The organism is Paenibacillus sp. FSL R7-0273 (assembly GCF_000758625.1).
Classification (GTDB): Bacteria; Bacillota; Bacilli; order Paenibacillales; family Paenibacillaceae; genus Paenibacillus_AQ.
In genome coordinates this window covers 2,560,141-2,572,181 of sequence record NZ_CP009283.1, presented here as the reverse complement: position 1 = coordinate 2,572,181, position 12,041 = coordinate 2,560,141, and the positions used below count along the sequence as shown (strand labels likewise).

Annotated in this window: 17 protein-coding genes; 2 read left to right on the top strand and 15 right to left on the bottom strand. The window is 52.4% G+C overall.

From position 1 onward, the window contains the following. Window positions 1-62: 62 nt before the first annotated feature. The 6 genes from R70723_RS10850 to R70723_RS10825 form a co-directional block, all read right to left on the bottom strand. Window positions 63-305 (bottom strand): YuzB family protein, encoded by a 243-nt coding sequence (locus R70723_RS10850; RefSeq protein WP_039871963.1) that lies wholly within the window; start codon window positions 303-305, stop codon window positions 63-65. Window positions 306-344: 39 nt separating this feature from the next. After that, window positions 345-647: a HesB/IscA family protein gene (locus R70723_RS10845; RefSeq protein ID WP_039871960.1), complete on the bottom strand. Its 303-nt coding sequence runs from the start codon at window positions 645-647 to the stop codon at window positions 345-347. 133 nt (window positions 648-780) lie between these two features. Then, entirely contained in the window at window positions 781-1,032 is a 252-nt protein-coding gene (locus R70723_RS10840) for a hypothetical protein (RefSeq protein WP_039871958.1), read from the bottom strand. A gap of 106 nt (window positions 1,033-1,138) precedes the next feature. Beyond that, window positions 1,139-2,353 (bottom strand): M14 family metallopeptidase, encoded by a 1,215-nt coding sequence (locus R70723_RS10835; protein WP_039871956.1) that lies wholly within the window; start codon window positions 2,351-2,353, stop codon window positions 1,139-1,141. A gap of 1,248 nt (window positions 2,354-3,601) precedes the next feature. Continuing rightward, window positions 3,602-4,534, bottom strand: a complete 933-nt coding sequence (locus R70723_RS10830; protein WP_052421140.1) for an IS3 family transposase — start codon at window positions 4,532-4,534, stop codon at window positions 3,602-3,604. 5 nt (window positions 4,535-4,539) lie between these two features. Continuing rightward, window positions 4,540-4,854 carry a helix-turn-helix domain-containing protein gene (locus tag R70723_RS10825; RefSeq protein ID WP_052421141.1) on the bottom strand — a complete coding sequence of 105 codons (315 nt, stop codon included), beginning with the start codon at window positions 4,852-4,854 and terminating at the stop codon, window positions 4,540-4,542. 107 nt (window positions 4,855-4,961) lie between these two features. Between R70723_RS10825 and R70723_RS10820 the strand changes: the two genes are divergently transcribed. Next, window positions 4,962-5,351, top strand: a complete 390-nt coding sequence (locus R70723_RS10820; protein WP_039871953.1) for a hypothetical protein — start codon at window positions 4,962-4,964, stop codon at window positions 5,349-5,351. A 238-nt stretch (window positions 5,352-5,589) separates the two neighbouring features. On the opposite strand, the gene racE is transcribed toward R70723_RS10820, so the two are convergent. The 5 genes from racE to R70723_RS10795 all read right to left on the bottom strand — a co-directional run bounded on the left by racE (window position 5,590) and on the right by R70723_RS10795 (window position 8,839). Next, the gene (racE, locus tag R70723_RS10815) at window positions 5,590-6,396 is read right to left on the bottom strand and encodes a glutamate racemase (protein WP_039871951.1); all 807 of its coding nucleotides are present in this window, start codon (window positions 6,394-6,396) and stop codon (window positions 5,590-5,592) included. A gap of 192 nt (window positions 6,397-6,588) precedes the next feature. Beyond that, window positions 6,589-7,059, bottom strand: coding sequence for a YtxH domain-containing protein (locus R70723_RS32015; protein WP_052421267.1), 471 nt, complete (start codon window positions 7,057-7,059; stop codon window positions 6,589-6,591). Between the two features lie 103 nt (window positions 7,060-7,162). Continuing rightward, complete coding sequence (locus R70723_RS10805) at window positions 7,163-7,834, bottom strand: helix-turn-helix transcriptional regulator (protein ID WP_039871949.1); 672 nt, start codon at window positions 7,832-7,834, stop codon at window positions 7,163-7,165. Window positions 7,835-7,894: 60 nt separating this feature from the next. Further along, window positions 7,895-8,335, bottom strand: a complete 441-nt coding sequence (locus R70723_RS10800) for a DUF86 domain-containing protein (RefSeq protein WP_039871946.1) — start codon at window positions 8,333-8,335, stop codon at window positions 7,895-7,897. A 216-nt stretch (window positions 8,336-8,551) separates the two neighbouring features. After that, window positions 8,552-8,839, bottom strand: a complete 288-nt coding sequence (locus R70723_RS10795; protein ID WP_039871943.1) for a Dabb family protein — start codon at window positions 8,837-8,839, stop codon at window positions 8,552-8,554. A 163-nt stretch (window positions 8,840-9,002) separates the two neighbouring features. On the opposite strand from R70723_RS10795, the gene R70723_RS10790 reads away from it, so the two are divergent. Further along, the gene (locus R70723_RS10790; RefSeq protein WP_039871941.1) at window positions 9,003-9,587 is read left to right on the top strand and encodes a helix-turn-helix domain-containing protein; all 585 of its coding nucleotides are present in this window, start codon (window positions 9,003-9,005) and stop codon (window positions 9,585-9,587) included. Between the two features lie 95 nt (window positions 9,588-9,682). On the opposite strand, the gene R70723_RS10785 is transcribed toward R70723_RS10790, so the two are convergent. From R70723_RS10785 to rpsN, 4 genes are all read right to left on the bottom strand, one after another. Beyond that, entirely contained in the window at window positions 9,683-10,309 is a 627-nt protein-coding gene (locus R70723_RS10785; protein WP_039871937.1) for a class I SAM-dependent methyltransferase, read from the bottom strand. 24 nt (window positions 10,310-10,333) lie between these two features. Beyond that, window positions 10,334-11,086 carry a GNAT family N-acetyltransferase gene (locus tag R70723_RS10780; RefSeq protein WP_039871935.1) on the bottom strand — a complete coding sequence of 251 codons (753 nt, stop codon included), beginning with the start codon at window positions 11,084-11,086 and terminating at the stop codon, window positions 10,334-10,336. 22 nt (window positions 11,087-11,108) lie between these two features. Further along, window positions 11,109-11,528: a DUF6157 family protein gene (locus R70723_RS10775; protein ID WP_039871932.1), complete on the bottom strand. Its 420-nt coding sequence runs from the start codon at window positions 11,526-11,528 to the stop codon at window positions 11,109-11,111. A 181-nt stretch (window positions 11,529-11,709) separates the two neighbouring features. Then, the gene (rpsN, locus tag R70723_RS10770) at window positions 11,710-11,979 is read right to left on the bottom strand and encodes a 30S ribosomal protein S14 (protein WP_039871930.1); all 270 of its coding nucleotides are present in this window, start codon (window positions 11,977-11,979) and stop codon (window positions 11,710-11,712) included. Between the last annotated feature and the right edge of the window lie 62 nt (window positions 11,980-12,041).

The following is a 12,041-nucleotide window of genomic DNA, read 5'->3' as shown; positions in this document are numbered from 1 at the left end:
CACCGGATAGCAGGGACTTCTGTCTGGGAACACCGGACTATCCGGCAGCCCATTATCTGAATTCATTCCTTAACAGCCGCCGGCTTCTTTACAAAAGCTTCCGCCTTCGCCAGCACCTCATCCTCGGTAGGAGCACTTACATAACGTCCATTAATATAAATAAAGGCCCGTTTGCCGCAAGGTCCGCAATAGGACTTGCAGCCGACTTTGATCTCGGCGTCCGGCGCCATCTTGCGCAGCTTGGGCATAATCGTCTTCATTCTGGTGTGATTGCACTGATCACAAATTTGTATTTCGTTAGCCATGGAGCAACCCTTCTTCTTGTCCTTATTTACAGCAGCGGTTTAGTGGTCGCCGTGATTGCCTTTGGACGGATTAGTAATGACAAAGCCTTCTTCCGGCAGATACAAGTAATCGATCTTCACACCGTCCAGCAGCGGCTGGTTCGGGTCAAGTATAACATCGATGTCTTTGTCGGTGGAAACTACGATGTCATTTTCCTTTGGCGTGTCCAAATCAAGACCATAGTGGGCGTGGTCGCCGTGGGCATGCGTAATTGCTACGCGCAGCTTAAGCTCGCTGTTGCCTTCAAGCTCCATGGTTTTTTTTATCACTTTAGCCGCATTGCGGGTAATTTTGACGTTCATCCTCATCCATCTCCTCTACATCTACTTTAAAACCTCAATAATTCATTTTAAGGAAAGCAGTCTGTAAAAGCAACCTTCCCGGTCAAAAGAGAACGGCTATGCGGTGAAAATAACGTCAAAATTCTTTAAACTTTCATCTTCCGCCCCTTAAGGAAGGATATTTGCGGTCCATACGTGTAACAAACCAGCCCATCAGCAGCATCGTTACCCCGATATCATCAATCGGCATAAAGGGCATCACATCCGGCAAAACCCAGTACAGCAGCACCGGAATCGTAAAAAGCAGCTTGTCCCCCATTGTGACTGCAGGCGAGCTAACATACCTCCAGGTGTTGCCAAATATATGAGACCACTGTTTCAGTGACAGCAGTTTTCTTAGTTTCATAGATTTCATTCCTCCCTTTAAAAAAGGACACGGCCGCGAAGCAATTGTAATTAGATTTGCGGCCGTACCCTTTGCTGTTATATTACGCAAATTTGCAGCTATTGTTTCAATTTTTATGCAAATTCGAGAGGATTTCCGCAATTATTATTCCGGTCTCCAGTGCAGCGTCTTCATAATCCGCCAGCGGAAGCGGATTTTTGCCTATTCCCAGCTCTACGGTAAAGCCCGGCTTGCGGAACCGCTGGATGAACCAGTCCTTGTACCCGGCATCGCTTCCGGTAAGCTCTACTGCCCTATAGCCGCTTGCCGCCGCCAGCCTTGCTGCCAGCTCTCTGCTTCCCTGCGGCTCATATCCCCGGTAGTTCCAGTAGATTTCTGCTCCCTGGCTGTGCAGGGAAACGGCTGCATCGCCTGGATACTGCTCCGCCAGCGAAGCAAGCGCGGCGGCCTCCGGCTCGCATAGCGGTGCCGGGCCGCTGTAGTCACGCGGAGCCGGCCCGGGAATCTGCCGGCGTTCGCGCTCCTCTTCCCAATGCGCGGGGAACTGGTCGCCGAGGTCCACCCCGCGGATGTTGGCCTTCCAGTGCCGGAAGCTGCGGCGGCCGCAGTTCCATTTCATCAGCTCCGCGTAATGGGGATGATCCGGCAGCGCCCCCTCCTGCACCAGCTCGACACCATCCGGGTTAGCCAGCGGCACGGCCCAAATCGTCCAGTCCCGGTACCACTGCGCGGGATCATGCCCGTTCCAGTCACGGCCGGTTGCGTACGCTTCCGCATACTGCTCTATAAAAGTCATCAAACAAGGAGCAGTCAGCCATTCATTGGCATGCAGTGCAGCATTTACGTGCAGATTGCGGGGACCGCTTCCGATCCGCAGCAAATGCAGAGGCTTGCCTAGCACACTTGTTCCAATGCTGCTGGCGGTGATACAAGGATACTTTTGTGCCAGCAGTCTTGTATCCTCTTCTATATCCAGCGGTCCGTATTCTCCATCTACAGTAACTATGCTGCCTGGGGCAGAACCGGGAATGACCAGCACCTTGCCGGGGACACAGCCCCGGCCACCGGTAACCCCCGGATTCAGCAGCTCAAGCTCGGCTATATCCGCTCCAAACAAGGCAGCGATGGATCCCGCAGTGTCCCCGTCCTGGACAGAATAACGTTTACGCGGGGCAGAGGGTAAGTACAGGGTCTGCCCCGGATACAGGTAGGGCTGCCTCCCGGCCCACGGATTCCCCTGAATAACATGCTCCGGTGTAAGTCCATATCTTGCCGCTATCCGGCTGATCGTATCTCCCTTACGGGCTATATATTGCTGCATATGCCTCATCCTCCCAGACTCTCTGGTTGCCGTCATCCCTGCAAGTCTAAGGGACACACAGCCTCATCTTATTCTATGCAGTGTCCATCACCCGGCATGAACGAAAAGCGCCCCGGATAGCCTGACCGCAATAAAAAATGTAACCGCATACACTTATGGGGTGGTGATACGATCGGGCGTTGGTTTTGAGCAAAGCTATTATTGGCGGGTGGGGGAGTGACGCATGCTTGGAAAGTAAAGGATTGAGGCACGGGGCATGCGATGATTTATGGTCAGCTAAGTAGTAGCTACAGTTGTGTATTGAGATAGTTCAGTGTGGCAGTTCCGAGTGACAGTCCAGTACGACAGTTCGGTGTAACGGGTGGGGTGTCGCTATGCTGGAAACAGGCTAGTTATGTGGCAAATGTCGAAAGGACAATTCACACTGAGGCTATAGTTGCGGCGTAAAGCACATTTTGTCGCAATTAACCCGCTTCGTTTTTTAGCTAAACTTGGTCTTTTCAACCGGCATGGTACTGGCATCCCTAATGGGTCTGGGTTCGGATATCCGTATTAGTCCGTTAAGCGTGAAGTCGGGTTATAGTTAGCTCAAATCGTGGCTGTTCCGTGATGGCGGGTTGGCTGGCTCGTATCAGTCCGTTAAGCGGAGTGTTGGTTAGTTAACTAATATCGGTCTGTTCAGTGTGACGTTGGCTTAGTAGCTCGTATCGCTCTGATCGAGTAGCTCGAATAATCTGGTGGCAGAGATTGTCCAGTAACTCCTTTCTGCGCTGGCAGTTGATTGGGTAACTGGCATGGGCTGGTTCGGAAAGGCTTTGCTCCAGATAGCTGGAATGGATTTTGCTTGACGGGACGTTGGTTCGGAAGTTCGAGTGAGCCTGGCGAGGGCTGGTCAAACGGCATGGCCGAAATCAAAGGTACTTTTGCCTCTCATTTTGCACATCTACCCACTTTTGCCGAGATCAAAGGCATTTTTGCCCTTCATTTCGCACATCTGCCCACTTCAGCCGGAATCAAAGGTATTTTTGCCTCTCATTCCGCACATCTGCCCGTTTCAGCCAGATTCAAAGGCATTTTCGTTTTTTGCCCTTCATTTCGCACATCTGCCCACTCTTGCCGGAACCAAAGGCATTTTTGCCCTTCATTTCGCACATTCGGCTACTTTTGCGAAATCAAAGGCACTTTCGGTGAGACCCCCTTATCCCGGAGTCCTCAGTATAAAACCGGTACTTGTCGTAGCTATGCTCTTTATTTCGCTTTTTTCCTCGGCCAGAAGAAGGCGGACCGGTCTTCTAGGCCCATGACCCACTCTGAAAATTCAACCGGTGGCATGTTGCGAAGGCTGGTGTGCATTCTCCGGTTGTTGTAGAAATCCATGTACCGGTCCACGGCTTCATAGGCCTCGTCGAACGTTTCGAATGCCTCTTTACGGAACAAATCCCGATCAATATTACTGTGGAACGATTCAATAAAAGCATTTAAATCCGGTGTTCGAGGCGGAATGCGTTCATGAGTCATTTCCCAGCTTTCACACATGTCACCAAACAGGTGGCTGACGAACTGTGGGCCGTTGTCGGTGCGGATCACCGGGCGTGCACTGTCCTGGGCGCAGTGCTGCTCCATGGCGCGTCCCAGCGTCTGGCAGGCGTGCTTGGCCTCACACGACGATCCGCGGTGGTAGCCGACGATGACACGGGTAAACACATCGATAATGCTCAGGACGAAGAAATGCCGGTCCCGGCCCGCCACGTACCCGTACTTAATGTCCATCTGCCAGAGCTGACCCGCTCCGGTAATAACCCGGTTCTCCGGCAGCTTCCGGGGATGCTTAAAGCGCTTGTGACGCTGGGGCTGCAGGATCTCCAGCGCCTGACACAGCCGGTAGCTTTTCTTGTGATTGAGCTTAAGGCTGTGCTGGTTCCATAAGCACTTGGCCAGGAGCTTGTACCCGTACACGTGCTCTTCTCCAGCGACCAGTTCCAGAAGCATTTCCTGGATCTGCCCGTCGCTAATCTTCTCTCCAGACTCGGTCAGGGAATAGCCGGGTACGGGTCTTCCGCGCCCCTGAGGTACGGCCTGGGCATCCTGTGACTTGCGTTTCTTACGGTCGTAATACGTAGACTCTGCTAGCCCCACGAGACGTAGTACCAACGCTGCTTTATTCCCCTGCTTAATGAACATATCGGCTACCTCGATTTTTTCGGATAAGCAGGGGTTGGCTTTTTTAGCAGTTCACGCAAAATCTCAATCTCTAGCTCCTTTTCACCGAGGATCTTCACAGCCTTCTCGTATTTCTGCTCGACATCCAGCAGGCGTTTCAGTTCCTCCACCTGATCTTGGGGATACGGATGATCTTGTTCCCCATGGGCTTCCCGGTAATCTCTCACCCACTGATTCACCGTCGATGGGGTCACTCCATACTTTCGGGCAACCACCGCTGCCTTAATGCCAGACAACACCTCTTGCGCGGCCTTCTCTCTTGTTCCTGTTAAGTGTCCCATACCGTTCATCCTCCTCCTGTATCTAGTCTACATTTTTGTGGGGGAGGACTCCAACTTCTTTAGGGGGCTGTGGAGCTTTTGCCTCTCATTTCGCACATTCGCCCACTTTGGCCGAAATCAAAGGCATTTTTGCCTCTCATTTCGCACATTCGCCCACTTTGGCCGAAATCAAAGGCATTTTTGCCCTTCATTTCGCACATCTGCCCACTTTTGCCGGAATCAAAGGCACTTTTGCCTCTCATTTCGCACATTCGTCCACTTTTGCCGAAATCAAAGGCACTTTTACCCTTCATTTCACACATCTACCCACTTTTGCCGAGATCAAAGGCATTTTTGCCCTTCATTTCGGACATCTACCCACTTTTGCCGGAATCAAAGGCATTTTTGCCCTTCATTTCGCACATCCGCCCACTTTTGCCGGAATCAAAGGCATTTTTGCCTCTCAATTCGCTCATCTGCCCGTTTCAGTAGGAATCAAAGGTACTTTTGCCTCTTAATTCACATCCTCTCATTTCCCTCGCATCCCTATCATCTCTCCCATCCTCTATCCTCTATCCTCTCCCTATACTCCAACTACCTCCTTTCCTGATCCCAAAGTTCCCAGCACTCGGGTAACCGAACATTATTGAGCCCTAAAAATCAAAAAAACCGGGAACTTCTCCCGGTTTCTGTTACTCCCTGCCAATGGGTTTGTCCCCATTCCAACCGCCTGAACGGCCATCGGTCTCTTGTGGCTTACAGTGAGGATACCTGCCAGACCACAGGCGTACGTTTGAGCTGCTCGCCAAGCCAGTCACGGGCGATCCGCTGGAACATCTCGGCATCTCCGCTGCAAAAGAACTGGTGGATCGGGCTTTCATCACCCCGGGCGAGCTGGCCTTTGTCATACAGGATGGTACTGATCTCCCGCGCAGTCTCATCGGCCGAGCTGATCAGCTTAACTCCGGGTCCCATCACTTTACCAATCGGCTCTATCAAAAAAGGATAATGAGTGCAGCCGAGAATCATAGTGTCGATAGGCTCGTATTTGATCCCGTTCAGCGATTCGGCAACCGCAATGTGGCTTTCCTCTGAACGGAACATACCCTGCTCCACAAAAGGCACCAGCGCCGGACAAGCCTGGCTGACTACCTCTACGAAGGGGGACAGCTCCTTAAGCGCAGCAGTATAAGCCCCGCTTTTTATCGTGCCGACGGTTCCAATTACGCCGACCCGGCCGGTTTTGGTAGCGCTGATTGCCGCACGGGCTCCCGGATGAATCACACCAATTACCGGTATGGACACCTTGGCCGAGATATAATCGAGTGCTGCCGCTGTAGCGGTATTGCAGGCAATCACTATCATTTTAGGATTAAATTGAATTAAATAGTCTACAATCTGTTCAGTGAACCATTTCACTTCTTCGGTCGAACGGGGTCCGTAAGGGGCACGGGCGGTATCACCAAAATAAATGATTTTTTCCCTGGGAAGCTGTCTCATGACCTCTTTGACAACCGTAAGCCCCCCCACACCTGAGTCTAGTATAGCTATAGCCTGCTGCACGAACACACCGCTTCCTTTTTTACTTGTTTTGTGTAGCTTATGTAAGGTCAGACACAAGTGTACCTGACATTGAGCCCCAATTGCAGATAATACTATTTTTGCGGCTCCAGTTCAAGGAAGGATTAAAAATACCGCCCCCCGCGGGTAAGCGGAAGGCGGCTGTAAGCCTGCTATATCAATAGTTTCTCTGACTTAAATTGTACCGTCCTTATCTTCTTTAGCAGCATCCTGCAGAACAGCTTCAGCGCTATCTTCAGCTTGTTCATTGCCGGCGTCCGCCACATCCTGCGCATCCTCGGCAGCTGCCGCAATGATCTCGGCCGTTTCTGCTTCATCCAGACTTACAGCAGCTTCCTCAGCAGCGATTCCGCTAACCACGGCAATCTCTGCCTCCGCGTCAACCTGGGTAACCTGCTTGCTCCATTCCTTTACTTCGCTGACGACTGCTTCCACAGCGTCCTTGGCTTTGCCGTACAGCTCTGTGCTCTTTTCGGTGGCTGTAGCTGCAATTTCCTGCACTTTATCAACGGCTCCGTTTGTACCGTCCACAATATCCTGGCGCAGCTCTTTTCCCGGTTTCGGGGCGAACAGCAGCGCCGTTACAGATCCGACTACACTGCCGGCCAGAATTCCCCACAGCAAGCTTTTGGTATCCTTTTTCATCGTCAATCTCTCCTCTGGATTCAAAGTGCCTCTGCCCGTCATCCCCGGGCGTTCGCCTAGTTCTGCTATATCATAAGCATAGAGAGTTCGTCCTGTGACTGCTTCAGAAAGACTTTTCTAATGATTTGTCCCGCTTAGCCGGAGGAACCGGAGTTATGGCATACCGGCAGGAATGACCACCTTCGGCCATACATTCGCTGCGCACCACCTTTGCCCCCAGCAGCTCCTCGAACAGACTCTGCTCACATTGGCAGGCCTTGCGGTACTGGGAAGCTACCTGCCGGATAGGACAATTGAATTCCTGCATGACAAAAGTGCCATCGTCCTCCTTGCTCCACTCCGCCATATATCCGCCCGAATTCTGGATGGATGACAGCTCCGCCACCCGCTCCTCCAGACTGCGGTTCTCCATCATCGGCATATACTGGGCGAGCATCCGCCTGCGCCTTCCCTCAAACAACAGGTTGACCGTCTCAGTCCCGCTGGTATGATCCAGCTCCCGCAGCAGCTCAAGCGCCAGATTGTGATAGGTTTTGGGAAAATGCTCCTCCGCACGCTCAGTCAGCGAGTATACGTGGAGGGGCCTGCCCATCGCCTGGCGGACAACCTTGGTTTTGGCCAGCGACTCCTGCTCAAGCTGCAGCACATGCCGCCGGACGCCCATCTCGGTAATTCCCAGCTCCTCCGCCAGCGCGCCGATCGTCAGCGGCCCCTTCATTTTGAGCAGCGTCATAATATTGCGTCTTGTCGATCCGCTCTCCTGCCCTTTTTTCATGCTCAGGCACCTCCTCTCCTAACGGCTTCTCGTCCGCGTATTCTTCTCCTGCAGCTCCGGTCAGACCGGGATTTCAGCCCCCAGCTCCTGATCCAGATACCTGCGCACTTCCAGGGCAAAACGGTCCAAAGTATCCGGCAGCACCGCCGCAAGCGGATGAAGCCTGCTCCGGTCCCAGTTATAATAATCCTGCACGAGCGGCTTACGGAGCGCCACAAGCCCGATAAGGGTATCATAGATGCCGCTGTCCCCGAGCACTTTTTCGTCGTTGATAATCGAAATGATATCCTCATAGCTTCCAGCATCCCGCATAATAAAGCCGTCAATCAGGCAGCTTCCGACATCCGTCACTACCTCGATCGCCAGATGCAGGCACCGCTCCTGGACCAGTCCGTTAATGATGCCTCCGTCCCAGGAATCCGCAGCACTGTGCAGACCGGCCCCGATTGCGGGAATCTGATCCAGTATATTCTCAATTTGCTTCCGGTTAACATAGTACACAGCTGAACCCTCCAAGTAGTCAGGTGGTATGGAAGAACGATAATGTGCTATACTTACTTGCCGCGCCTCCCGCGGCGCTTCAGCCAGAACAGCATAATGAAACAGGCAGCCAGAAAAACGATCAGATAGGTTAATGCTTCCATCGGATACTCAAGCTCACGCATGTACATCACCGCTCCCGGTATTTAATGGGGAACCCGCCGTGTCCGGCAGTTCTCAGATTTCGTAGTCTACCGCAATAGATAGCTCTTTGACCTCATTGATGTGGGCAATAACTTCTTTGTGGGCAGGGTGAACCTGGTAGGCCTGCAGATCATCAAGTGAGGCAACCGTGGTGACAAGTGCGATATCAAAGGAACGCTCGGAGTGGATGACATCGGCACCGACCTCAATCGAAAGCAGCTGCGGAATCTTTCCCTCCATGTTGCGGAGTACTCCGACTGTAGTGGCGACACTTTCCGGTGAACGGTCCTTCAATTTGAAAAATACGATATGTTTGATCATCTGATTCGCTCCCTGCAGACAGTTTTGTATTTTGGTTACTAAAAATATATCATAACGGCAACACTTCTGAAAGAAACTTAACCCCCATGTCAGCAATTACAGCATTAACCATTGCAGCGCAAAAGAAAGTATTGTAGTATAACGTTAAAAATTCGGAGGAAGTATGCCTAAGAATCAACAAGAACCCCACAAAATTCAGGCCTGGTCTCTGATCAACCGCAAATATCTAGGACAGGGCGTACGTGTAAAACGGTTCCGCAGACCCAAGCGCAGCCAGATCCGCAACCGGGTACTGCTGGCTATCCTGATGGCTAAGGACATGAAGCTGTCCAAGCTTGCGGAAGAGCTCTCCGTCTCCTCGCGCAGTGTAAGCGCCTGGGTGTACGAGGGCCGGATTCCGTCCAGAAATAATCTGGACAAGGTATGCCGTCTGCTGGGTTATCCGTCCCATATTCTGTTCAACGAGGCGCTTCTGCGGCAAAGTCCGATTGTATGCCAGCCTACCCCTTCACGTTTCATGAAAAGAACGCTTGCCCACTCTCCGCAGAACAATACCATTCTGACAGGGCTGTGCATGGTGTATGACTTTTCAGTAACAGATGTCAGCATCTGGATCGGCGTCCATCCGGGCACCTTCCGCAAATGGCTGCATCACTGCCATCTTCCAACCCTTGCCCTGCAGGAAAAAGCCGAAAGCTTCTTCCGTATTCCGCGGCATATCCTCTTTGCCGATTGCGAACTGAGATAGCAGCAGAGGGCCGGATGCTTCTTTTACAGCACAGAGACAACTATACTTAAGGCCCTTCTTTTTATAAAAGGAGGGCCTATTGACGTCTATGGAAGTTAGTCTCTTTTGCGTGCGATAATGTACCTCAATATGTATTCATGGGTTCCGCCGGTGCTGCTGTGCAGCCGCTCAAGGAATGACCCGCTCTCCGTAATCTCTGTTTCGGAAAAATGGCTTCTCAAATCCCCGTCGCTGAAAAAGTGGGCGTACTTCCCTTCCTTATATTCATAGGTTCCCGGTTCAAGCCTGTGGCCGCAGCCGTTATTCGGGTCCTCGTCGGAAAAGCTGGTGAAATACAGCAGGCCGCCGGCCTGCAGCTGGGCCAGGCACGCCTCAATCAGCCGTTGGCGCTCCTCCTCAAGGAATAAGTGAAGCACATCATAGCAATACACTGCATCCACCTGCCTATCCAGCTGCGGCTCCAGCGCAGATCCGGCAATAAAAACCGTCTTAGGGTCCCATTGCTGCGCCAGCTCCACCGCCTCCTTGCTTAATTCTATTCCGTAGGTGGTGAACCCTTCAGAAAACACCTTTGTATTCCGTCCGTAGCCAGCTCCCGGCACCAGCACCGAGCCCACGCCGGCCATACGGAATACTTCTCTTGCCTGCTCTGCCGAAGGGCTGGGCTCATTTCCCCAGATCATCCCCTCCCGGGCAAACCGCCCACTCCAATATTGCGACATGGCTATTTCCTCCCCTGTAAAATATCAATCTCTGATTCTATACCAGTATTGATAGATTTCCCTGTAGCCCAGCTTGTCATATAGTGCAGAAGCGCCGGCATTCTCCAGTACCACCTGTAAAAAGGACGCTGACGCCCCTTGAGCCTGTCCCCAGTGCAGCAGACCCAGAATCAGCTCCTCTGCCAGTCCTTGTCTGCGGTATCCGGGAGCTGTAACAATATCATACAGGCCGATGTACCCATGCTGAATCACGCCAAGCCCGCAGGCTGCCGGCTTCCCGTCTTTATAGAGCAGAGCGTATCCTTGCTGCAGCGCAGAAGCAGTAAGCATCCGGCACAAAATATCCCGCCGCGCTCCAGATAGCCCTGTCTGCTGTGAGAACGCTTCTGTCCACTCTTCCTTCAGCTGCTCATAGATTACTAAAGTGTGCCTGCTCTGCAGCGGCGGCAGCTGCTCCAGTTCTAGCACGCGGACTGAGGACGGGCTGTCTTGCCGGTAGCCGCGCTCACTAAGCAGATCATCCAGGCCGGCGGGGCTTGTGTACGGGGTGATTTTGAACACAGTCTGGAGCCCGGCCCGGTCATAATACTGCTCGGCGAGTGTGATCTTCTGCTGCACACCGGGACCCGTGGCAGGCTCCTCCGGTCCGTATAACGGATTGACGGAATTGGAGCGCTTCGTATACCCGGAGGCTGTCCGCAGAATCCAGCCCTCCAGCAGAACACTTTGTTCTGCCGGCCAGGTGTTCAAGGTTATTTCTTCTATATTTTTGTACAATGCGTTAGACCTCCTTCCATTTCTAGCTCCGCTTGCTGCGCATCGCATTCAGCAGGGTCAGCCCGCTGTCCGCACCCGAGGTAAACCGGTCATATTCCGGCGACTCTTTGCCGTAAATGGCTATTTCACCGTCAGCATCAAAATGCACTCCCCAGCCGTAGCGCTTTGGCAGCATGGACGCACGCAGACAGGGATGATTTTTGGAAAAGAGCCCGTCCCAGATCTCGGCTTTCCTGGCGCTGCGCTCCTCCTCCGGTATTTGCTTGTGGCGCACATGAACCTCATACAGCAGCTCCTCATGCGTGAACCTGTAGGGATTGTCCATAAGCAGCTCATATTGGATAATATGTGCCGGCGGCTGCAGCTTTGCGGTTACGGGCACTGTCCCTGTCTCAACCGGACAATCTGCCGCGACGCGGATGAAGGTGTTGCTGTAGCTCATTTGTCTGCCTCCTTTTCTTACAGCTGGCTGTAATGCCTCTATCATAACTCAAGCAGATACTGCGGCAAAGGGAATTCCAGCACAGCACAAAGACCGCTTCCCTGTGGTTACGGGAAACGGCCTTCATTTTCACGCTGCAGTTCTGAAGAGCTATAGTCTAAAGAGCTGTAGTGCTTTTTGTTTACCAGCTGGACTTGGTGACACCGGGAATCTGACCCTTCAGCGCCAGCTCACGAAAGACAATTCTGGATACCTTGAACTTGCTTAAGTAGCCTCTGGGCCGGCCTGTAACAGCGCATCTGTTCTTCTGGCGTGTCCGGCAGGAATCGCGCGGCAGCTTTTGCAAAGCCAGATAATCTCCTTTTGCCTTCAGTTCTCTGCGTTTGTCTGCGTATTTGGCGACCAGCTCCTGACGTTTAAGCTCTTTTACCACTTTGGATTTCTTTGCCATGCTGTATTAGCTCCCTTCGCTTTCTGAATTATTCATTTAAGGCTATCTTCAGCGCTTCAAGA